The sequence below is a fragment of the Pseudomonas sp. GW821-FHT02H06 genome (assembly GCF_059421525.1).
This window is the reverse complement of the sequence record NZ_JBWKVD010000002.1, coordinates 95,085-118,566: the sequence shown is the minus strand read 5'-3', so window position 1 is coordinate 118,566 and position 23,482 is coordinate 95,085. Positions and strand designations below refer to the sequence as shown.

At 49.7% G+C, this 23,482-nt stretch carries 15 protein-coding genes; 6 read left to right on the top strand and 9 right to left on the bottom strand.

The features are described 5' to 3' along the window. The first annotated feature begins 1,538 nt into the window (after nt 1–1,538). Nucleotides 1,539–7,334 carry an AAA family ATPase gene (locus tag AC07VF_RS03570; RefSeq protein ID WP_495008090.1) on the top strand — a complete coding sequence of 1,932 codons (5,796 nt, stop codon included), beginning with the start codon at nt 1,539–1,541 and terminating at the stop codon, nt 7,332–7,334. Next, nucleotides 7,331–9,196 (top strand): hypothetical protein, encoded by a 1,866-nt coding sequence (locus AC07VF_RS03565; RefSeq protein WP_495008089.1) that lies wholly within the window; start codon nt 7,331–7,333, stop codon nt 9,194–9,196. The genes AC07VF_RS03570 and AC07VF_RS03565 overlap by 4 nt, the downstream gene beginning before the upstream one ends. Nucleotides 9,197–9,582: 386 nt before the next feature. Here AC07VF_RS03565 and AC07VF_RS03560 read toward each other — a convergent pair whose 3' ends face one another. The 5 genes from AC07VF_RS03560 to AC07VF_RS03540 form a co-directional block, all read right to left on the bottom strand. Beyond that, entirely contained in the window at nt 9,583–10,248 is a 666-nt protein-coding gene (locus AC07VF_RS03560; RefSeq protein WP_495008088.1) for an HAD family hydrolase, read from the bottom strand. 60 nt (nt 10,249–10,308) lie between these two features. Beyond that, nucleotides 10,309–10,716 (bottom strand): DUF6957 family protein, encoded by a 408-nt coding sequence (locus tag AC07VF_RS03555; protein ID WP_495008087.1) that lies wholly within the window; start codon nt 10,714–10,716, stop codon nt 10,309–10,311. A gap of 127 nt (nt 10,717–10,843) precedes the next feature. Further along, nucleotides 10,844–11,131 carry a hypothetical protein gene (locus AC07VF_RS03550; RefSeq protein ID WP_495008086.1) on the bottom strand — a complete coding sequence of 96 codons (288 nt, stop codon included), beginning with the start codon at nt 11,129–11,131 and terminating at the stop codon, nt 10,844–10,846. After that, nucleotides 11,115–11,369, bottom strand: a complete 255-nt coding sequence (locus AC07VF_RS03545; RefSeq protein ID WP_495008085.1) for a hypothetical protein — start codon at nt 11,367–11,369, stop codon at nt 11,115–11,117. The genes AC07VF_RS03550 and AC07VF_RS03545 overlap by 17 nt, the downstream gene beginning before the upstream one ends. Before the next feature lie 106 nt (nt 11,370–11,475). Beyond that, the gene (locus tag AC07VF_RS03540) at nt 11,476–12,207 is read right to left on the bottom strand and encodes a metallophosphoesterase (RefSeq protein ID WP_495008268.1); all 732 of its coding nucleotides are present in this window, start codon (nt 12,205–12,207) and stop codon (nt 11,476–11,478) included. Nucleotides 12,208–12,485: 278 nt separating this feature from the next. Between AC07VF_RS03540 and AC07VF_RS03535 the strand changes: the two genes are divergently transcribed. Beyond that, nucleotides 12,486–12,941: a helix-turn-helix domain-containing protein gene (locus AC07VF_RS03535; protein ID WP_495008084.1), complete on the top strand. Its 456-nt coding sequence runs from the start codon at nt 12,486–12,488 to the stop codon at nt 12,939–12,941. Nucleotides 12,942–13,259: 318 nt separating this feature from the next. Here the strand turns inward: AC07VF_RS03535 and AC07VF_RS03530 are convergent, their stop codons facing one another. Then, entirely contained in the window at nt 13,260–13,772 is a 513-nt protein-coding gene (locus AC07VF_RS03530) for a hypothetical protein (RefSeq protein WP_495008083.1), read from the bottom strand. Nucleotides 13,773–14,004: 232 nt separating this feature from the next. Here AC07VF_RS03530 and AC07VF_RS03525 point away from each other — a divergent pair, with 232 nt between their 5' ends. Further along, nucleotides 14,005–14,457, top strand: coding sequence for a helix-turn-helix transcriptional regulator (locus tag AC07VF_RS03525; RefSeq protein WP_495008082.1), 453 nt, complete (start codon nt 14,005–14,007; stop codon nt 14,455–14,457). A gap of 488 nt (nt 14,458–14,945) precedes the next feature. Continuing rightward, nucleotides 14,946–15,971 (top strand): hypothetical protein, encoded by a 1,026-nt coding sequence (locus tag AC07VF_RS03520; RefSeq protein ID WP_495008081.1) that lies wholly within the window; start codon nt 14,946–14,948, stop codon nt 15,969–15,971. A gap of 454 nt (nt 15,972–16,425) precedes the next feature. Here AC07VF_RS03520 and AC07VF_RS03515 read toward each other — a convergent pair whose 3' ends face one another. Next, nucleotides 16,426–17,034, bottom strand: coding sequence for a hypothetical protein (locus AC07VF_RS03515; protein WP_495008080.1), 609 nt, complete (start codon nt 17,032–17,034; stop codon nt 16,426–16,428). 865 nt (nt 17,035–17,899) lie between these two features. Here AC07VF_RS03515 and AC07VF_RS03510 point away from each other — a divergent pair. Further along, entirely contained in the window at nt 17,900–18,796 is an 897-nt protein-coding gene (locus tag AC07VF_RS03510; RefSeq protein ID WP_495008079.1) for an EcsC family protein, read from the top strand. Nucleotides 18,797–19,764: 968 nt separating this feature from the next. Here AC07VF_RS03510 and AC07VF_RS03505 read toward each other — a convergent pair. After that, nucleotides 19,765–22,398, bottom strand: a complete 2,634-nt coding sequence (locus AC07VF_RS03505) for a DEAD/DEAH box helicase (RefSeq protein ID WP_495008078.1) — start codon at nt 22,396–22,398, stop codon at nt 19,765–19,767. After that, nucleotides 22,395–23,360, bottom strand: coding sequence for a HamA C-terminal domain-containing protein (locus tag AC07VF_RS03500; protein ID WP_495008267.1), 966 nt, complete (start codon nt 23,358–23,360; stop codon nt 22,395–22,397). Before AC07VF_RS03500 ends, AC07VF_RS03505 begins: the two co-directional genes overlap by 4 nt. Nucleotides 23,361–23,482: the final 122 nt, after the last annotated feature.

Sequence of the window (23,482 nt, the reverse complement as noted above, 5' to 3'; positions counted from 1 at the left end):
TGCCAAGGCTGCCTTGGCTCCTAGACTAAAGTTTTTATACTAACCGAGGAACTCGATCAGGCTGGTTTCACAAACACGTTGCCCCTTTCGGCGAAAAGCTGCCAATCAAGATTTAGATGAAGTTCTCCGTAGGAGTACAGTAATTTGAGCTTTGAGCATGTGAAAGAGAACCTTAACCATAGCGAGAACATACTGGCGGTTCGGAGTGGCTGCCCACACGCACATCTGTTCTCTGCGCCCATCAGCTTAGTTGATGTCCACAAGGAAACGGTCTCGCAACTGCGGTAAGACATCACAGTATGCCAGTATAGCAATGCCCAGTCCGTCAATTGCAGCATCGCGCATTCTGCGTACGCTGGTGATTATCAACCGTCCTTACCCGTTGCCGGGCGATTTCGCCGTTAACAATGGACGGCCAGGAGAACGACGCGCTGGTGCAGCTCAACCTCGTCCAGCATAGAGGGTTTGCTATGCTCCTGCAGAAAGTGCGAAGACGCACAGAGTACGTGGGATTGGTAGCGACACACCGTGCAATGAATTAGGGAATCTTCCCGGGGGCGCGACTTGCAGCGCCATGCAAAAGCCGAGGCCCACGAGATCTACCACGCTGTCGGAAAGTTTCAGTGCCACCCGCAGATAGGGACAATGCTGTAACAACTGCGGCAGCATGGCTAAACAACGGACTATCCGAGCGGGCTGGGCGCCCTCACCCGCAATATCCCTGTCACCCGACTCGAGGTCGGCTGCGACGCCCCCGATGCACCTGCTCGGCTTCGAGCATGGTATGGGCCTGGGGAACGAGCTCCTCACCCTACGCCGTGCGCGACACCACTCTGGTGGTGGGCTGAAACTGAGACACGCCCCGTGCCGAGCCAGCGCAGTGATACTCCCTGACACCTGTATAGGCACAATATCTAACTCGCGAGACGCGTGAGAGCGGATCATCAGAAGCATGTTATCAAACCGCCTAGCCTTGACATTTAGCGGTGCAGCGATCCTGTAGCCACGTGTCTAGCCAGTTGCAAGGCAGTGCCAAGGTGGCCCGTCGTGCATGCGCGGCAATACCACGAATTGCAATGCCCAGCCCCCCCCTGAAATTCAAGCCTAAGGTCAACGCAATACTGTGTACGATAAATGCAGCAGACGCACAAAGTGGGACATGTAACATCCAGAACTCGGTGATTCAGTGCTCTTAGAGAGCACGCAGCGCGTCAGAACCACCGGTAGCTGTCCCGATTTAGTATTGCTTTTGTACTATAAGCGGTGCTAAGAGCCTTTAGGCCACTCCCCCGGCAGCCGACTGAAGTCACAGCGTGGTTATGAGAAACATTCCCTAAAAGCCTCCATAGGCAAACCCTATCGGATCGCCGTTTTACGTGTCTAACAGACTAATTTCCGAATAATCTTAGATACCCGTAGAAAAAAGGTGGAATGTAAGTGCGTTTTACAGTTACATTATACAACAGAAGCGCCGAAAAATACTGAGCCAAAAAAAAAAAAAAAAAAAAACTTTAACAAAAAACTATGGAAAGTTAACTATGTCTCAGGCAGCACAGTTGGATTCCGAAAACAATGTAACGAAACCGGGAGATTATAACTATGATTTGTGGCCCTTCCGTGGCGACGGTCTAATACCTGAAACAATTTTCAACGCCGAACATCTTGACCATGAAGTATTCAATATATGGCCTAAGGCATTCAACTGCCCTTTGGCAACAATTCGGGCAGGCCTTAGATTACACATTAAGAAACATGCACCGCAATCTTCAAGGAAATCCGAGACTAGTTGCCATCAATTAAAATCACTAGCCAACCAGTTCGCTTCCATAAGTCAATGCCGCAGCAAAGCTCGAGAACTAACTTTTGTCCTCGCACAGTCCACTAGAAGATTCGGCAGACCTTCCACAAAGAACAATTTGCTAGAACCTAAAAGATCTTTTGGCGAACTGCTTGCGCAAGGCTATTGCTATGATCCAGATATGGAAGATTTGTTCAATTGGTTTCAGGCAGTTGCACAACCCAAAAAAAAGCTTGATTCCGAAAGATACCTAACTGCAGATCTTCTAAAAGATGGTATGAAAAAAGGTGACTGTCCCTTCACACCGAACAGCATCGAGTTCGCAAGGCTTATTTTAATTTATGCTTCGGTGCTGAGTGACTTAAGAAATCAGACAGATCTCGTGGCTGCAGCGATCGAGTTAGGCTGCGCGCAGCTTAGGAGTATGTTAACAGCATCACCAACAGAAATTTCCTCGCTCATCAAGAACAGTGAATTTATCGAGGCTGGGTATGACAACCCAGCACAAGAATGTAGCACAGTACCTATTTTGAGTTCCGGTGATCCTGGAAATTACCAAATTCTAGAGGTTGAACCTGCTGTTCTCGCGTGTATCGAAACTCTCGGTAACGCAAGGATACACCTCGAAGAAGCGACAGAGGCAGCAATCAATTGGTACGGCGAAAAAGCTGAAAGCTTGATGGGTTTGAACGATGAAAAATGGGCTTCCGCCATATCATCTATGCAAAACGCTAGGGGAGCCCACAAGGATTTAATCAACGCCAAAAACATATTAAGGCAGCAGGAATCAGCTTTTTGGAAAGAAATCAGCACTACAATAAAGTTTGACGGACAGCCTGCAATCAAAGAGCTAGAATCCGATGGTCAGTTAATTTCTACGACGCTGGAAATTAGCAAGCTCAGTTACGCCCTAACTGAATTGAAGCCCTCATTTTATCAACTTTACACCTGGCAACAAGGTGTAGAGGGGGAAATTTCGATAGCGACCCTTGAGAAACTTGTAGCAAGCTGCCAACGTGACAAGCTCAGTGATTCAGCGAGCAGTGTATACCGCCAACAATTCTCCACATATGCGGAAAATAACGGCAGGGCTTGCATCTCAGAGCAGCTCAATACGCTGCCCCCTGAAAACCTCGCCGCACTTATAGATCGCACACCTGAGCATCCATGGGGCATAGGGGAGGCAATAATTCTCAGAGCGGCGATCGATAAAGGCGCCGGTGTACCGCGAAACTTGCTAGACACTCTCCTAAACGCGAGCGTTAAAAGCAGGCGAGTATTACTGAGCTTCGTCGACCCAGAAACTGTAAGCCAGTCAGCGAACTTAGTCCTAATACGAGTCGTGGCTGTTGAAAGACTGCGTACGATTATGCTTTTCGAGCCAATATCACAAATTCTAGACCTCACTTCCACGCTGATGCGGCTTGAGGTTATAGGCCGCACTGTATACGACCTTGCAGAACTGTTACGAACCAACGCGGCGATACTTGGATCTTCTCAAGATATTTCAAGACTGCTAAAGCAAACGCCAAATGACGGCGAGGCGTATAATGCGTTGCTTTCCTTTTCTAAGACGCCTTCAACGATGCATGGCAATTACCGAAAGCTCAGAGAAAAAGCGCGAGATGCATTAGATACACGCGCATTGAAGACTAACGAGCTCAACAAGCCAAACATCAACTCCTTTCTTTCATCTATAGAGAACGGCGAGCTGGCCGCAGAAGTTATATCCGAGTTAAACGCTGAAGCTGATTACAAGGTAGAGACAAGACATAAGGAGCAACTAGCGCGTTACATTATGCAGATGGAAATTTTGCTTAGGGACTGTTTGTCGGAATCTCAGCACAGGCCTGATGTACGACTTAAAAGCCTATCGGCCAAATTGAAAAGGTTGCATCGCCAACTCAGAACCTCTACCGAGGTAGGGTCTATCGAGTGGTTGGAAGGTCAAATCGCAGAAATTTTAGAAAGACCTAGTAGGGATGTGTCGCTCCGATACCCGACTGTTGTTAGAGGAAATTTGCTCGAGGCGACGTGGACAGTTGCCGAAACTGATTTCGCCTCTCAACATATTGATATTCCTGAATTCTACCACTCGACCCCGATTTATTTTCGGGACATTGCTGCATCATGTATATATTGGCGATCACGGGGCTACAAACCCTCTAACCTAGAGATAGCACAGCACCTCTTCAACAATGGGCAGCTTTCAGCAGCAATTGCCTTCGGCAAAGAAAGAAATGATTCTGCAGTCGAGGAGTTCATACAGGATGTAACTACCCCCATCCGAACAAGCCTAAGTGACAGAGCCAACTCCCTAAAAAAACAATTCGAACACTCTAGAGTTGAAGAGACAGACGAATTTATAGTTTTTAGTAAGGCACTTGAAAATCTTGAGGTTGATTTAGCTTCTGACACATTAGATCTGCTTGAACTAGTCCTGTCCGATATAGTAGCGACGAAGGTTGATACGACTGGCATAAATGACCGCAATGCGAATATCAAAGCCAGGCTTCTACAACTGGAAGGAGGCCATACTAGTTCCACTCTTAACCCAAGTGATCTCGAAGCGCACTGGAAAAACATCCTAGTAGCAAACTCATCAAAGCGTGCTCATCTTGTAACTGTAGAGAAGTCTTTTGAGTTCGTAGAGTATCTTCCCCCGCATCTAAAAGACCTTATTGCCGGATTTAAAGACGAGAATGAAAGCCCCGAAAGGTGGTTAGACCCAAAGACGTCCCTAGATTTTTCAGACTTTGCACATGAGCCATCAGACCGGTTAGCTTTATGGGCAAAAAATGCACCCCTTATGATCCCAAAGGAAAAACAAGCAACGTATATTATTTTTGAGTGGTTCATCGGATTTATAGTGGAGCGTGCTCTTTCCATGCACCAGCTAGATGAGCCATCAGACTTGGCATCGGCGATGGATCGGATATTTGAGGTGTCAGCGACTATTGTCAACGCTGTCAGCCCTGCGGATTGCGCATTACAACTGAAAGATACGGGAGAGCTTCCTAACCATTTCATCCAGGCGCTGGATAGCACTATGGATGGGCACATCGAAAGCAAAAGCCATGACATGTCTCAAGCTCAGCAGGGCCCTGCTTTTGAGCTGCAAGTAAGTGCGCAACTCAGTGACTTGGTGAGGCTTGAAAAATGGAATGAGGCCCTTGCTTTATGTACACATAGTCCATCCAAGCCGGACGATAAAGAGCTCAGGGAAGTGTTCTCAACATTTGCTGACCCTTCGCTGAGACCAACTGGGGCGGTTGTAGACAATCTGCAAGCCGCCGCATCCTGGCTATCTGGTACTCACGAGCTGGCAGCCCAGCTATCCGAGTCTCAACGTTTAGCATTGGCTTTCCTTGTGCTGAGCGGAGCCATTGCTGCGGATAGTGGCGAAGAGATGCCTACGATTCCGAACCCGAACGGTGGGTGGGCAGAAATACTAGGACGATCGTCGGCTTTCCGGAAGATGTTGCTAGGTTCAGTCCCATATAGGACTGAAAGGGTGTTGGAGACCCTAATATCTGGAAACCTAGGCGTTGCCGTAGCAGAAAAATTATGGGACGCCGCAACGAACCTCAATGATCCGCATGTTCTTAGAACGCCTGTTTTAAGCTTCATGTACGATCATGGCGGCTCTGAACCGATATGCCGATTGGCATCACGGCACGATTCTGCAATATCAACACGCCTATCGCAGCTGTTTGAGCTCAGAGCGGTAGCTTCCGTCCGTCCGGATTTGATACCTGTTGCTCAGTCTGTAGCGGATCAAATCGTCAGCGCTGCTAAAAGTGTCCCTTTTAGAAATTTTGTGAAAGAGCTGCCAACGGCGGCGCACGCTGTAAAACCGAACTTAGCTGTTGATTACGATGGGGATCTATGCCTTCACGACTCTAAAAAGCATACGGTTTTCGAACTTCCAATAATCGTCACTCCGAACGGTCTAGTTCCCACTAAGTTAGAGGCTAGTCTGTTTGATGGTGATGAAGTTTATTTCGAAGACGGCTCACTAAGATGTGAACTTTCCAACCGCCCTACTTATTTCGCAGCGGACTTTACGCTAAGAATAAATTTCGGAAACAGCTGGTTTATTAAAGGCAAACACAAAGACGGGGTGCGGATCAGAATTAGAGCCAAAACACTTACTGGCGATCTATTTTCAGAAGACATAATTTTCAGGGTTCGTTCAGTTGACCCTAAAGCTTACGGAGGCGCACGATTATCCACGGATACTTTACTAGACCTTTATCCGGGAGTAACCAACACCCCTGCAATTGAGGAAACCTTTATAGGTCGACATGATGAATTGGAGCTTTTAAATCAAGTACTTATTTCCGCCAGGAGACCAAGTCCAGTACTATTAACAGGCATGAGGAGAATCGGTAAGACATCACTGCTGTTCGCCTTCCACAATCGTCTAAGGCAACCAGGAAATTCAACCGCGATCACATTCTACCTATCGCTAGCCGAGCGTCGCGTTGAGTTCGTTGCACATCAGCGGCCAGTATCTGCGACGTTATTTCGTGCGATTTCACATGGGCTAGTCCGGCCTAACTTATCTGTAACCGATCAGAATTACGCTCTTTGTAGCAGAATCAGGCAGCGTTTTGATGGTGATTGGAAGCTAGCTCGAGCCTCCATTCAAGAGTGTTACGACGAAGAAAGCTTGTCAGACTCATTGATCGCGCTTTGCGCCAAGTTGGTGGAGTGGATCGGTGCACCCTTAGAAAGATTTGTCCTCCTGATAGACGAAGCAGAGGCCTTGGTAGCTCCTTATCAGGCTGGAGGGGAGAAAAAGCTTGAACTCGAGCAATTGTTGCAAAGCCTCAGAGAAGTATCTCAAACGACCGGGTCGATCGGGATACTCCTATCCGGAAGTAACCATATTAATGTCTTTGCGAGAGAATATAAAAATGCATTCTTTGGAAGCAGCCAATCCATTGAATTAATTGGACTCAAAGACGCAAAGGAGGCAGCGGCTCTCATTGCTCCCAAACGTGTTTCAGTATTTATTCAATTTGACCCATCTGCGATCGAATACGCTTTTGCTTTGTGCGCCGGAATGCCGCAGTTTTTGTGGCAAGTGGGCGCGACTGTTGCGCACTTGGTCAGAGTAGGTTCTGCTACGAAGCGCGATGTAAGGCTCGCGATTGCGGCGCTAATTGGCGACAGTAGAAACGAATTGCCGTTCAAAGCTTATGAGATTCTGGAGCCGATTGATAGCATCCTTTCTTTAGAGAGCCCGCGAGAAAGAGACTTACTATGGATGCTACTCTATAGAATTGCTGGCGCAAGCTCCCTAGTTGCGGAGGATGCCACTGTTCCTTTCGTAGTTGACCATGCGCTCGCGGCTCTTGATGAGCGTCTCTCATGGAACAGAAGGTTGCGGTCTCTGGTAGACCTTAAAATACTTCGAATGGAATCCCCGACCACAGTACGTTTTCTTGTTCCTCTTTTTGGCGAAGGCTTCCGAGCTAAAAAGTACTGGCAGGAGTATAACGCCCGATTGCAAGGAGCTGCACAATGAGGACGAACTGCAACTGGTTTGCTGAAAGAGCAGGACTAACCTGGCATGCGAAACCTGGACGATCAATACTAGTACTGATTCCACAAGGTTGCGATGAAACTGCAGCATCTCAACTAATTCGCAGATGGACGGAAGATAACTTCATTGCTCCCGAACCGTTCCAAACTTTTACGCCAATTTGTGTAACGCTAACAAGTGACAGTATGGTTTCGTGCGACCATTTCGCGAGGACGTTTGCAAAGCGGTTTAGCCGACCATATAAATTGGAAATAGAAACTGATCCTGACGATTATCCAACGGATATCATCCAGACCGTTGTCGAGGCGGTGCTGAGTGCAGGTTATTACCCTATCGTTCTCATCGAGAGATTCCACGCTTTCGCACTGATAAATGACCCGGGAATGACTTCGGTGCTTTCAGGTATGCGAACTCTTGAGAATTCTGGACAGCTCACGACCTTGTCGTTCTCACCACTCACTTACTCGATGATCCGGCGCCTGATGCAGCCGGGTGTCCCTTTTCTGAACTCGGTTTATGGAGATAACCATGACGAGATAGTCATGACCCCGCTCAGCAGGGATGAGTTTGTAGCATATGCATTGAGCAGAGGCATCTCCGCCGCAAAATCATATGCTTTGTATCCAAAAGGGGGCGGGCCTGATGCGATCTATAAATCATTAGCAGAATGTAGCCATCTCTCTGAAAGCTTGATTATTGATGCATGCCTAAACAGAACAGAGCATACTATCGAGAATTTTTTAGCGAAGTCCTTTATCGGAAACGGGGAATCCGATCGGTCACTCATCGCTAAGCTTGCAGTTGGAAAGCTTCTCCCTCAAGAGTCATCCTACATTCTAAGCAACCCGCTGCATCCCTTTCTCGTAAAGAAAACGCTTCAGGGAAGCCTAATATGTAGCTCGCAGGTAATCGCGCGCAAGATCCTGCGTGGTGACCAGCCAACATGGAAGGTTTATGGCTTATGCTTGGACGAGCTAGCCAATAACCAATTCGAATCCGCCGCTACAATAATAAGCAGTGTAGGGGATTCCGACGCGAGGCTAGTATTATTCAAAGAAGTAGTACTGCTCAGAGCCACTATGCAGCCAAAACCTGGCGTCGGTCTACTGGGTATAGATTGGCACACGGTGATCCAAATCACGAAGCGCATATCAAATACTGGCAATGAGTTACCTAAATCTGTTGATGAATGGGTTAGTAATTGTCAAGCCATGGCTCAGGCCGTTACCACTCGTGCCCTGAGTGCGCTTAACAGGCTACAACTAGACGCCCTTACATTGTCGTCCTCAGATACCGAAATGCGGCGATTAACCTTAGGCATTCTAGGTGACTATGTCATGTTGACGACGAAACTAGACTCACCCTCCCAAAAAATACTTCATCTAGTAAACATTCCGGAGGCGATACTTCAAGCGCTAAGCAGCGGCTTCTGCCAAGTCAACTTTCTCCGATTCGAAAATAAATATCCTAATGCTCCATATGACGCTTTTTTTGCACAGGCAGGCCCCTTCAGAATGCCACAGAACGGTTCTAAGCTTGCCCTCACGGCCTTGCTTGTAATTATCCCCGCAATCTTGAAATATACCGCTCAACTGAGATGCGAAGTATTTACGGATGAAAATAAAATTAAGCCCTTACAGCAAAAACTGGTTGACTGTGTTCGCAACCCCGCATCTCATACTGTTGTGGCTTTCATCGAGAAGGATGCGGAGTTTCTATACGAACTCTGCCTCCTTTGGATAGATTGCTGGGCTAAGATGGAGGGATACGACAGCTTTGAATCTTCGTCATCGGCACGCTCGCAACCATCATCGAACGATATTTCCTCACTGGTAATAGGTTAGGAAAAATCAAGGAGCTTCGCGGATTTAGATGTATGCCGTAAACTCAATTCAGCTTCGCTAAGGCATGCTCAAGGAGCCTCTGGGTGCTAAACTTCCTAGAGGACTGCTTGCTGGAAATATCAGAGCAATCTGCCGCGCCGCTGAGCGCTTTGTGTCGACCTCAACCAGTTCAAAACTCCCACGAGTAACTTACAAAAAAGTGGATCGTATACCTCCGATTTTTCAAAGGCCTCGGCTGTGCTGAGCGATGGTTTAAGCTGGATTATATATAATACATGCTCTAATTGCTCCGATTCGGTTAACGTCAAGTTTGAACATAATGCGCCGAGCGAGCCAATGAAATGTAGCTTTATAGCTCACGGCTTCACGCCACCCAACTTGTTCTTCTATATTAATCTTGCCTGAGGCGTGTCAGACCTACCATTTTGAAAAATCACCAAATCGGCAAACAGCTGGAGGTCGTTAACCTTTCCCTGACCTCTACGATCAAGATGGAAACCTGTCATTCCAATGAACCTAGGGCCGTCCCGGTCACATTTTTTTGAATCCCCGATCATCAACACCTCTCCCTTTTCATTGCTGAACTGATGGCCTGCCTCTACCCCCATTTCCCTACAAATCGATCTGTAAATCAAAGGTTCAGGCTTCATGATGCCAAATTCGAAGCTAAACGCGTACCCATCCAATTTCGGGAACAGGCCTCTGACAACCGGCCCATAGGGCGCGGCCAGGTTTGAGCAAATGCCTAGCTTGATCCCTGCATCTAACAAACGTGCTACAGCATCGAGGGCATCGGGATAGGCCTCAATTGACGCAAGCTCCTGCTCCAGTGCCCGATTCATTTTCCCCCTCTGCTGCAGGGATAGCTCAATGCCTAGAAATGATGCCATCTCGTCGAATGGCAGGTTTGTCGTCATTACAGAACCAATGCTTTTTGAGCCTAAAACAACCCCTTGTCGACGGCCCTCCCTGAGTAGCTCCCGGTAAGGGTTAGTCGGGCGATTAATGCGAAGGATTGTCCCGAATGCATCGAGCACCACTGCAGCAATCATTTAATTAGCTCCTTGTGAGCAACTCCGACCAGAATCATCACCCGTGCCCTCCGCTACGCTTCAAAACAATCGCACAACAGCTGACAAAGACATGGACGTCCGGCGCCCATTCCCGAGCAAGACATAAAGCTTGTTTTCAGTTTGGAAAAACATGTCGTCAGTAAAACTGATCATCGGCGTCGTACGAAACCAATGCGCCGAGGTCGTAGTGGAGCTGTCGTACACCGTATCGAAAACCAGCAGCATGGTCGGCTTCTTCCCTTCAGCCGCCAGCTCTTCTACAACAAGATCAGGCGCGTCAAGATCAAGCCACACCCACTCCCTTGGGATGCAGAAGCTTCGGCCTGAAAATTGCTCTTGGGTAATCCTAATTGCTTCATCCAGCTCGATTCGGCCTGCTGCAACGACTGTACTTGGGCCGATCATTTGGCCTATATCAAAGTCCTCCATCGTCGCTCCTTTTTTCATTTAGCCTTTCTGGGACACGCGCCATGCTCGTCAGTGGGACGAGCTCTTCACTCGTGTTCCAGCCTCCCGCCACTAGCGTATTCAGTGCACAGTGCCGTTAACCACCGTGCCCCGAACCAGACAACTGTCAACTGTCAACTGCAATACAGGGCTCGCCTTCGTCCTCAATCAGCAGGTAATGACTGCCGGAGAAAGTAATCGCAATCGTCCAGCCCTGCTCTTCCTTAAACCTCATGATTCGGGATGTTCGAATCAAACGTCCATTTTGAAATCTACTACTTAGATCCATGTATACCCTGCCAATCAAGCATGGGTGGTCTACCTCTGGCTTCCACAGAAAAGCACCGACAGGCGCTTTGAATTTGATAGCTGCCGCAGCGAGAACTTTCGCTGGCCAATCAACTGTCGTAGCCATGGGTTCGCCCCCCTACTCCCTGCTCGGTCACGACGACGTAGTGATCCTTGCCGTCGACGGTCTGAAGCAATATGAGGTTTCCTCGAGCAGCAATCTGACGTACCGAGCGAGTTGCTACTGTCATGCCGTCTAACGATGTTCCCGATTGATCACAAAAGACGGTTGCCGCGTACCGATTGCCGATGCGGGCCGCATTCACCAGATAGGCATCCACTAGGACACCCCAGTCATGGGCCATCGCCTGGACAACCTCCTTTGGCAAGTCGGGCGTGTTCGGCGATTCGGATCGTAAAGGTGCACCGCTAGCAGCTGCCGTTAAGTTTGAGTTCAAATGCAAGCGCTCCTTAGATCTCTATTTCAAGCAAGGGGCGGAACCCCGTTGACTCACCGGGATATCCGCGCGGATTAGAGATAACTCGGCAGCCGGCCAGCTCGATGTCGACCGCTTCGTGCGTGTGTCCAAACACCCAGAGATCCGCTTGCTCTACGAGGTGAGGCCAGTCGTTGGTGTAAGCCGCATTCAGATGCCCCTCATGCGTAGATCCGCTCACAGCTGGGCATGGAGCATGGTGGGTGACGACGATCGTTGTGCCGTTGAATGACTTGTTGAGCTGATCGGTTAGCCATTTTTTTGCCCCGTGGTTGCGGGAGATCAGGTCGTCCGGGCGAAGACGTCGAAAGTTTTCGACGCGAATGTATTTAAAGTCGTTCATAGATGCCCTAGCCATGCTGGAGGCTGCCATTTGGTCGCCGCTTGATGAAAAGTCTGTCCATCCAGTGGTACCTAAAATCCTGACGTTGCCATGCACCAGGGTTTCATTTTCGAGCACGTGCACATGGCCGGCCGCTGCATCTTTCATCTTTTTGAGCGTCCGGTCGATGTGGCCGTCGTAATACTCATGATTACCGCACACGTACGCGACCGGGCAGGCGAAAGTCACATTGGCCCACTTCACCCCCCTCGCCTTCTTGTCGATGTCACCGGCTAAAATCACGAGGTCGACCGCTGGCTCGATCGCGGGCGGGTCAAAGCGGGCGAACTCATGGTGCAGGTCTGAGTAGATCCTCAGCTTCATCAGCGTTCCCAATGTCGATTTATACGTCGGCAAGCCCGCTTGAGCTAGGACACGATGTTCAGGTGCCCTGCCAGAAGACATGCTTAAATTCGATTTACCAGATAATTGATATTTGACCATCCAGTCTCAGCCATCGTCCCCGCGCCCCATCCGGCTGGGGCGGCATTGGGGCAGTTCCTGGCGGAAACCGCCTACCGTCATGCCCATTAGGTTCAATATATAGATTTGAGTGGTCATTAGCAAACCCGGCATATCATTGCGTTTGCACGAGAACACTGATGATGTCGCTACGCCAAGCGTTCGCAGCAGCGATGAAGCTCCTTAGAGAGCACCACAAGCTCTTGCAGCAGGAAGTGTCTACCGAGCTCAGCCAGGCTCGAATTAGTCAGCTAGAATCCGGCCAGAACAGCGCAACATTGGAGACAACCCAGCGGGTTGCCAAGGCCCTGCGGCTGACTACGACATCGTTCGTGGCGACTGTTGTCGCGGTGCAGGAAAAGATCACACCTCGTCAGGTTCTCAACGAAGCCCTCAGAGAACTTGAGTCTCTCGGGCTGCTTGACGTGGACATTTCTCAATACTCCCCCAAGTCAACTCATCCGGTTTCACAGAAGTCAGCAAACACGCGTGCGGAGGTGCAGAAGCTTAAAGCTGCAGGGCATAGGCATGTAGATGTTGTGAGAATGCTGGGCATCGGGAAATCTACGGTGACGCGGTACTGGCGAGAGGACTGAGTGCAGATAGGTATCAGACGCTGACCTCGAATTGGCGAAGGAGCCCTGGTGCCGGGGCACGGGCTATCAGGGCAGCCTGCAGGCGAATCAATCGTTAAAAAAGGACATTGCAGCGCCTTTCATAACCCAACCGCTCAGCGTCGAATAGGCACCTCCAGTTCTCTCAGAAGATGGCAAGCAACCAGACTCATGCAGACAATCCAAAGGCGAATGCCCCTCAATAGTAAGATGCCCAAGTCGACCTAAGCTTTTTCTAACCCTACCCGCGGCAAAATCCTATGTGTCGTTGGGCACTGCCAGTGAATGTGCCGACCAGCCCTACCGCGCCCAGCCCTCGCCCACCTGAACACCATGAAGCGACAGCTCTTGCAGCAGTCGTTTGCGACTCAAACTTGCCGGAATTTTGAAAATGTTTCGGTAGGCGAAATATAGACCCATAGGGATTATCGCCAGTCCGATACCAAAGGTGGCAATACCAGCGATAAAACCAGCCGGGATGGCTAGAACCCCATACATGATTCCGGCCACAAATCCGGATCTTGCAAGGTCGCGGACTTCATCAAGATCGTATTCGACCGTCCCGTCTTTGGTTTCAAAAGCAACGATCACTACAGCAGATTTGCTGATGTGTTTGATGTACCACGTACGAAGCACATCACTGGCGAGCGCGCCTTTGCGATCCAGGTATTTGGGGATAACCAAGTTTTTATAGTAAAAAGTTTTGCCAGACTCATCCAACAACCTGACTTTCCTATAGTGGAAACCGGAGTTTTCAGATCCTTGAAGTTCATAGTTTTTGACGGTGACTGTGATTTTTTTCCGATCCGACATCTGGCCTTCTCCTTAATGCCTATTTGCTCAAGCAATGAATTTGATGGGTTACGTTCCAGGCCTGTCCCGTCACTGATGAGGACGCGCTGAAAGCCTTTCACCGAAGACCGATCCACTTTCAAGGGCTGCAACAGGCCCATGATTATGATGGCTAAATGCCCGATCAGATCAATATATAGATTTGCTCGATCACGCGCAATCGCGGCATACCGTCAGCTTTTGGAATAGCTGAATGTCGATTCAGGATGGCTTCGCCGCAGCGCTGAGGTGGATACGTGTGACCAAAGGACTGACTCAGAAAGATGTCAGTGGCACTGTGGCTGCGTCCCACGTCAGTCAACTCGAAGCAGACAAAACTAGTCCGACCGTTAAGGTTGCTGGCGACTTAGCCTTTGCGCTCGGACTGTCACCTTCCGCATTGCTGGCTGCCGCTTCGGCCTCTGATCAGGGGATTTCGCCAAGAGCAGTGCTTTTGCAGGCAATTGACGACTTGGAGCGGCTCGGTCTGATCGACACAGTGGCGCCGGCATCCGCGAAGAGTACTGATAGCCCTCACCCTACCTCCGCGCGCGCAGCTGTTATGCGAGCTCAAGTTCAGGAACGGAAGTCTCAGGGATTAACCCAGGTGGAGGTAGCGAGGGATCTGGGGGTTCCGAGGTCGACGGTTCAGCGGCATTGGCACTGAAGTCGTGGTCATTTGCGATGATAAAAGCCGTGAGGTGGATTACAGCTTAATCATTGGCCGACCCGCGAGAGCCATTGCCTGTAATCCTGCACGCATACCACGGTGCTTGAAGCGTCGAATCAAGGCTGAAAACGCCAGATTGAAGCCTTAGTCGGAGATAAAGTGAGGAATCTGCTCCACGCCATCCGCACACTGCTTGGCATTACCGCCATTGCGACGATCCCTTGAGCTGTTTTTGGAGGTGGCACAACCCACCTAAGCGAGGGCTGACGATGGGCCAAGCGTCTCGCTTAATGGAATAAAGGCTCACTCACGTGATACCCAACAATCCTCAATGCTCTGCAGCTGAAATTCTGGCGGCGCTGGATAGATGGCCCGTTATGATAGGCGACGATGAGAATCCGTTAAAGAATTAGCCAAACATGCCGTTACGCTGCCGACGACTAATTTCCAGAGGAGCATCCCCGTAGCAACGCGGGAAGGCAGCCATGACAACTATCAAGATTTTGATTGCAGTCTCATTCGCCATATCAACGACCCTGGCCACAGCCGAAGAAGCACTGCCTACTAGATCAGACCCCATGGTAATCATTAGCCAAGCGGTAAACGACATCTGTATTGAGGCCCAAACAAGCGGCACCAGCCAGCACGCGAAACTCAATGCTGAAATAACCGCAAAACTCAATGAGTTAGTGAGAAAATTAGCAGACGCCGACGGGACGCTCGCTGCAAGTTACGACGGCGAACATCACTCTGGCGTATTAAAAGAACAAGTACTGGACGCTATTAAGGAGGCTAATAGCTGTAGGACTCACGTCTTTGATAGCCTCGTCGAAAGGCTGATGCCGAAAAGCACCACTCCTCCACCATCTACAAGTAACATTAAAGTTGGAAAGCAATCGCCTCAGGATGCCTACCTGATAGCGACGCACCCCACAAAAGTAGTAGTGAGGGATATAGGTCTTTCCAACTTTATTGAAGACAATGACACCAATTACATAACTGTACACCTAGAAAACAAAAGCGAAATTCCTGCAAAGTCCACAACCACAGAAATTTTGGTGGAAAAAAGAGGCACCCCCCTACCAAAATCCGAAGTACTCAAGGTCAGGCAAAGCAAATACTATTTTTCAGCAGGGGCCTCCGCTATTACAATTCCCGCATACAGCGTTTCTGAATTTCCGATAATATCGGTTCAAGACCTAATAAAATTTTTCAATATCAATGATGACAACTATTGCCTGTTCGACCTATCGTCTAACCCGATAAATCTGATGGAGCAAGTCACTGCATTTAACCACCTGCAGTTTGACCTAGGAACAGATCAATCTGCTTCCCAGCCGATGGTTCGCCAAAAAGGCATTCGTATCAAGATCAAATACAATACGATTTTTGAAGAAATAGTTACAAATTACTCACTCATTTACGCACACTTCACAGAACGCTACAGCAAAGGGTGGGTTTTTCACCCTAGCACTAGGAAAATGGCACATATAAAATGCATCGACTATTGAAAAACAGCCTACTTTTTACGGTTCTCACAAGCGCCCCTTCATGAACCCATTTCATCCTTTAATTGTTTCATAACGTAACTAATCTTCAGATTACAATCCGCATACGAGCCCCTCCCCCAAAGATCCAGGGCATTGCGCAGATCTCACGAAATCCAGGGCCAATCACACGTGTTGCTGGCAACGACGTAAGCGGATCGGAACGCATATCAGCAGTCTGAAATTCCGTGCAACACAGACGGGAATGCAACCATCCCATTATCTAGACTCTGATTCGGCTCGGCACCCCTGACCTCAGTCGAAACCACTCGGTTTATCCGGCGAGCTTCGCGGGAATCGCTGTGGTCATTCCTGAATTACTCGTAGTGACGTAGTAAGGGTTCCGAATCATTCTGGTTTAAATCAAACCCAATCACGCACATTTCGCCATTATTGATCGCATCAGCAGTGGAGCGACTTAACTGTCCTCGCCGTCATTCTCTCGATCGCCAATTTTATTGCCTAGCGCGATGTCGAGCTGATAGAGAATCCGGTCAGCAACCTTGAAAGGAAGTCGGTCAGAAACGACGGCATGCAGGTCGTCGAGATACTCAAAATAGATTCTGGTCGAGTTCTTGAGGTAACGGTCTAGGTTTGCACTACCGGCAGGCTTGGTTGGATAGAGAGGTTGGCCAGGGCACAGGACGCGAAACGCTCGATCATCAATGATCTGGAAGACATGGGGATTGAGAAACCGAAGGATTGTGGATGCGATGGGCAGGCGAATACCTGGCGAAGCCAGCAGCTCGCACAAAACGGCATCCGCATCACGATGCTGCCTCGGCTTCAATGAGGCAACCGCCTTGAGGTCATTCAGCAACGGCGGGGTCAACCTTGGATAACGGTTCAGCTTCCACAGAACAATTTCGAGCAGGTTTTGCTCATCAACATCATCGGCCTTCAGCGCATCAAGCTTAGCCGTTAACTCCGGCTGGAATCGGTAGCTCTCTAGAAGCTGCCGGGGATCATCCCCCCACACACCGCTGTACCGCTCAACGAGTTCCTCAGATAGAGGCTTGTCAGCCATGACGATGTTCCTTGCATGCAATGTGAACCGACAGAAGGCAATGGAGCGGCATGAAAGATGGGAACCCCACCTAAACCCAGAAAATGCTCATCATAGCGATCTGAGCATCGCTATTCAGCTTCAAATCGAATGGCGCGCAAACGCCCAATCGATGTTCGAAAGAGCGCCTGCATAAACTGACAACGCTGACTTAGCTTACTTTTCAGGCTTATGCACCGGAAGCGTAGGGTGCTTCGGCTTATTCTCTGGGTTCACATGACGGCGACGATCGTCTCCACCATCTTCTCGCTTAAGCTTAGGGCCAGGCTTGATGCTCGTATACATCGGGCAACGCTCCACAATAGGTAGGTACAATCCAGATAATCAGCGGCAAGGCCATGGCGTTATCTGAAACCAAAATTGCCTAAAGCTCTTGCTGAGGGGCCAGAGCGAAGACATGCAGTTTGACCCGGTAATGCGTCGCCAAGCGCCACATCGACGGTATCCCGACAGGGTGGAACACCTCAGAATGGATCCAAGACATAATATCAATACGTCAGCGCGAATTGCGAAGCACTATCGGCTACGCACGGGTGAGAGCCCATCGCACTAGTATGGGCTAGACGAGGGCGGGATAGAGATCGTACTCGTCCCAGACGATGAAGCGCTGCAAACACATGTATTCGCCTAGACTGCTGTTCCTCGCAGCGAAACTTCTGGGAGTATTATAACTGCGCCGCCCATTGTGCGGTGCGCTTTTCAGCTGAGAAATCACTAGCGCCCCACCCGCCCGATTCACACCTTCCATAGGAATTCAGCTGAGTCCCTCGCGCTATACTGGCACTTCAGAATCACTGATGATTGATTCATCTCTCAAGGATCCGGCATGTCGAAGCTGAGCAAATACGAGCAACACGCACTCAAAGAGATTCACAACTGGAAGGAGCCTGAAGTCGGCTGGTTCGGCCAAGCGTTGCGAGTGATAAACCAACCCTTGGATAAGGCAGGCGACCTCCTGTTCAACGCCCCAGGCGTCGGCCCCGCCATCAGAGGTGCTATTGAGGGCCTGACCAGTGTGTGTCACGACGCGGCACAGTGGAGCGTCAGACCTGAAGCAATTTTTGAGGAGTTCCGTAGCGACGGCCACAGCACCATCAGAACCCATAAGGACATCCTTGACCTCGATCTGGAGCAGATTGACAAGGTCGTTGGCTTCCTCGGTGCCAAGTACAAGGGCGTTGCCTTGGTAGAGGGTGCCGGAGCCGGCGTCGTGGGTCTTCCCGGACTTGCAATCGACATCCCGGCGTTGATCACACTGAACCTTCGGGCGATCGGCGAATACGCCGCGTACTATGGCTTTGATACCTCGCGCCAAGAAGAGCGGCTGTTTGCCTTTAACGTACTGGGCTTGGCGTCGTCCCCCACCGACGGTTCCAAAGCCCTCGCTATGGCTCAGCTGATCAAGATTTCACAGGATGTCGCGAAAAAAGCCACCTGGCAGGAACTCGAAAAAAACGCTTTCGTGAAGATCATTCAGGAAATAGCGAAAGCCTTGGGTATACGCCTCACTAAAGCCAAGCTCGCACAGGCAATCCCAGCCATCGGCGCTGCAGTGGGTGGCGGCTTCAACGCCTACTTCACCATGAAAGTGTGCGACGCGGCATACTACCTATACCGAGAACGTTTCCTGGCAGAGAAGTATGGGGTCGAAATAATCGAGGAAACAGTCAAGCCCGCCACGGACTATGACCCTCACTACACTGAAGCCTCAGACCCATTGTGAGAAATCTTTAGGTGCCGGGGAGCCATGATCCTTACGTCAGCCGATCAGCGTATGACGTCCCGGAGCAAGGCGCCCCAACGCATATGCACTATCATGGACTTCTCACCACTTTGACTTGTCCATCATCTTTCTAGTGACAATGATGAGCATTGGGTGCTGCTTGTAAGCAAATCCAAACACGTTGCTCCACTCAGCATGAGCGTTTTAGCAAGTCAGCTAACAACCTATTGGCAGTTATCAGCAGCGAGCCCGACGCAGCCGGGCCCTCACCCACCTAGACTCTGCTGTCAATACCAAGAGCACAGTGCACCACTGCTAACGAAAGCTTCGAACATCACGCACATGGGCACAGAGATTCAGGTGAGACAGGGGTTGTGATTCCTCTAAGATCAGCTTCGTTGACCCTGCATAGACGATTCGTATGCCGGCGTTAATCCAGGCATACCTATGCTCCTACTGGTGTAAGTGTGCTTAGGCTGCCTAGCATAAGGATTGCGGCAGCGTATCGGCGCTGATCATTTCCCCCCCTTTAGATCTTGCGCCAGACTTAGCCCAGCCGCTTGACGCATCATGGTTTAGGAACTGTCTTTCTCATCTCAGGATTAAGAAGCGTTGGCGGAGGTACGGAGTAATAGATATCTGGTGTTTTTCTGTACACCTGTAGCGTCAGTGCTGGGGACGCACTTAGAACACTGGGATAAAAAATCAGCGCATCGATTTGTCGCCAAAGGCATCTTCACAGATACTCAGGTGACGAGCGGTATGCTAGTGCCGAATGCCCGCTATAGTTCACTTGCGAAGGAACCAGACGTGCACATGGGGGACTAGACCCATCGGGGCGATTTCCGTTCCGACGGGAAGGCGAAGTCGGAACGTGCGGCAGAGCTCCACTGCCGAACAAAAGGTAAATATCGAGACCATACGGCTAGGGAAGGAGCCACCCGTCAGTAAAGCCGCCCGCTCAAGCTTCAAGCCTCGACTGAGCCGCCAACAGGGGTGATGGCCGCTTTAACTCTTTCTATCTCAGCCAGAATGACGCGGCTTAAAGTAAACGGAGAAGAATCAAAATTTAGGATTTTCTTCCGTGCCGCTACGACATCTAGGTCACTGTTAGGGAATAGCCTTTGAAGCTCAGCGGCAGCGATACGAGAGAGGCCCAACTCCAGAAATGAGCGACCAGTGTTAGTACTGACGCCGAGCTCCAGTGCTAAGGCAAAGTCGAAAATTTCTGGCACCCTATTAGTGAGACCGTTCACATTGAAAATGTGAGTTAGGATGTCGTTGTAGGCCTTGCCCATCTGAACCAGTTGAAATCTAACAACGTCTTCAATCGTGTCAAAAGCGCCCTTGATAACGTTGCTGGGAATGACATCCGGGATCTTTTTTATTTTGTAGTCAGGTATAGTACGGAGATTCAGATCCTCTTGATTACGTTTCTTCGCCACGCCCAGCCTTTCAGATCTAATCTCATATTTTAAGATGACGGGGTATGGCTTGCCCTCCATCCATCTCACAGCGATTCGTGCAACGTACCCACCATAATTTTTACCGAAGCCCTTTATATACTTGAACAGGATATTAAATATTTCTTTATAATGCCCAAGTGCAGACCGGCCCAGATCAGTCGGGCTTTTTGGCACAACTTCGTCCAGGGTTCCATCATGCAACCGGGCTGTGAGATAGGACATCAGCTTGTCCAAAGCAAATAGATCCAACGTCCAATTAGCTTCAATCACCTGTTGCGGAAGCAAGATCTCCTCGGATGCTCTGTTCGCCGCATCCCGTATCTCCCGCAGGTCAAAATAATCCAAGGATGGGGCGATCCTATTGAGGTAGTCTGATACGTCCCCTTGCCGAGCCTTACTCACAAGCATACCGGCTGAAGCGGTGGCATTTCTGAACCTCTCGTCCCCAGGTTTGCCGTCAAGTTTGCCCTTATTGAGCACCGTAAGTACATCCGGGGCATTCTCAGTTACGAAGTCGGACAGCGCGGATTTTATCGTGAATTTATAAAACGTATCCATGGGTTGCGCATCCCAAGATTCGTAGTCAACCAGAAAGACGTTTCCAACGATATCTTTAGCCATACGTCCCGCTCGACCCGCAAAATTCCAAAGCAGAGCGGGATCCAGCATTGTCTTATTCCCTCGCCCCCTAGCTGGAGTATTGATGAATACACTCCTTGCCGGCAGATTGATGCCTTGGAACAAGGTTGTAGTGCATACCAAAAATTTAATCGTACCATTCCGAAACGCTGCTTCGATCGCTTCGCGTAACAAAGAAGGCATCTGACCGTAGTGGAACGCTACACCTTTATCGACCATCCCGATAAGATGATATTCCGGATGAATGTGGTCTTTGATGAAAGCGACAAGCTCATCATTGCATCCTGCATCTGCAGCATCATCCAACCCTAAAGCAATAGATCCAGCAAGCTTCGCTGCCTCCGAGGGCGTTTTAGCGTATACAAGAGAACCTCCCCCACGGCCCAATTCCAGTGCAACAGCGGCAAGCCTACTGTCCGCTAAGTCCAGGCCAATTCTGCACTGCATAGTGCCTACACTTGACGACCCATGAGCGCTGAGCAATTTGAATTCGAGCTGATTCAGAGCAGGTGTTTTGGATACCACAATTCTATTCTGGAGGACGGGAGAGACCGTTGTGCTTACTTCTGATATAACAGGCATCCCAAGGGTTTCCATGGCTCCTTGAAAACCTTGAGCGCCAGGTGCCAGCATAACAACATGCGTGCTTGGATCTCGCATGTAACATTGTTCAATGCAATCTTGCAAAATCATGCCACGGGCGCCATCCGATAGGTTCTGTGCTTCGTCAACCACCACCAAATTGACCGAGGATGAGGTCAAGGATAAGAGAGCTTTGAATCGCTCTTGGGTCAGCACGAAAACCTGCCTTGGCGCCTGTTCGAAAGTTGGAATATCAGTAACACGAATTGCGGGATCGACAGCAAGGCGCTCTTTTAGCTTAAGGTGAACTTCGGACAGTAGAGCTCTCGTTGGGGCAATATAAACATAGACATAGCTAGGAAGAGCCAGTGCTTGACGGCACAGATATTCAATGACCAAAAATGATTTTCCTGCAGAAGTAGGCGCCGAGATAGCAAGCGACTTTCCTTCCTGCAGAGAATCCCAGACTCTTCTCTGATAATCCGTTAGGGCAATGGTTGCACCCGCCACTTCAACAGTATTCAGCTGTTGTACTACGTTTCGCTGAATAAGCCCAAGAAGCGTTGAGGGCTTCGTACCGTATTTACCCTCTGCATAACTCAAACTAGGAAAGTTTCCAAGCTCGGTTAGAATAGTAGAACATCGCTCAAGTACGCTGGCTTCTTGCGAAACCAGCATGGCATTGAATGCAATTCCTTGGGCCAAGCTGATATGCAGCTCCGACCCCGACTGAGCAAACACCGACGCGCAATACAAGAGCTTTCCGATCGCTTGTTGATCTGGTAACTCCAGCGATCTTTCAATCGCACTAGGAAGAGAGCTTGCAGCCCCTGAAGCTTGCAGATGGCCCAATGCGCGTTTGAAATCCGCACTCTCCATGAGCCTAGAGGATAGCTGTGTAGCAAAAGTGCTCATTGCTCATCCTCCTGGTTTTGGGAGGATGGGGTCAAGAGGATGTCTGAGTCTAGGGCCTGAAGACCGATCGACTCATAAAATAGCTCTCTCAGGACATCTACGTTAGGCACCGCAACCAAATAAACCAGGCATTTGTTTGGATCTACCTCTTTAGTAGCTAGCTGATTACTTAGGTTTTCATGATGCCTATTAAAATCTTTTCTGTACTGTGCTCCGAAATGTTCTTCGTGTTTGGACAGCGGGCCACTATCGACTTGCAGCTTATTTCCAAAATGTTTTACTTCGGAGTAACAGACCACCCCCACGGATCGTTCCCTACGTGCAGCGTTCGGATTACTGAAGACATCAAGATAATCCATCATCAGAGCTTTCTCCGACGCATCCAGTGCATCCAGATTTCCTAGGCTAGTGACTAGCCCATATTCATGCTCATACTGCTCGTCGTCTTTGAGAAAACCAGATACAGATTCTGCGTAGTCAGCTGTTCCCCGTGCAGCGGTGCCCGCTAGCTTAGACTCCAGGAAAAACACATTCAGCTCTCCGTCAGTAACAGATGCGTGAATGCCGTCAAGCCCGTATACAGGCATATTGTTGGACGTTTTCAATGCCATTTTAGCGATCAGCTGAGAGGCCTGCAGATGGTGGACAGCAATACAATAAGCAAGCACCTCGCCTACCTCGCTAGCGCGCGAGGGATGAGCTTTACGAAACTCTATGAACGCCCTTCTAACAGCCCTACTTAGCTCCTGTGCTGCGGAAACATCCGCGTTTTCGGCTAAAGCAATCTGTGATTGGAAGGCATCTCGACGTCGGCGACTCAAAGCATAATTTGCCGCTTGGTTGCCGAGAAAATCGGCAAATGCCCTCATGCTAGGTATATCTTCCCTAAACCGCACATGCAGGAGCGCTACACGAGGTGCCTCACAGGGAGAGGGGGCTGACAACTCGACAGCGCACTTCACAAACTTATCCAGAGGCGACTTATCCAATAGCTTCTGAATGACGTCACTCAGGGAAAGCGATATACCTGCAGGTGAAGACACTATTCCGATCCTTGGTGAGGCCTGCACGTTAGCGGGCACGG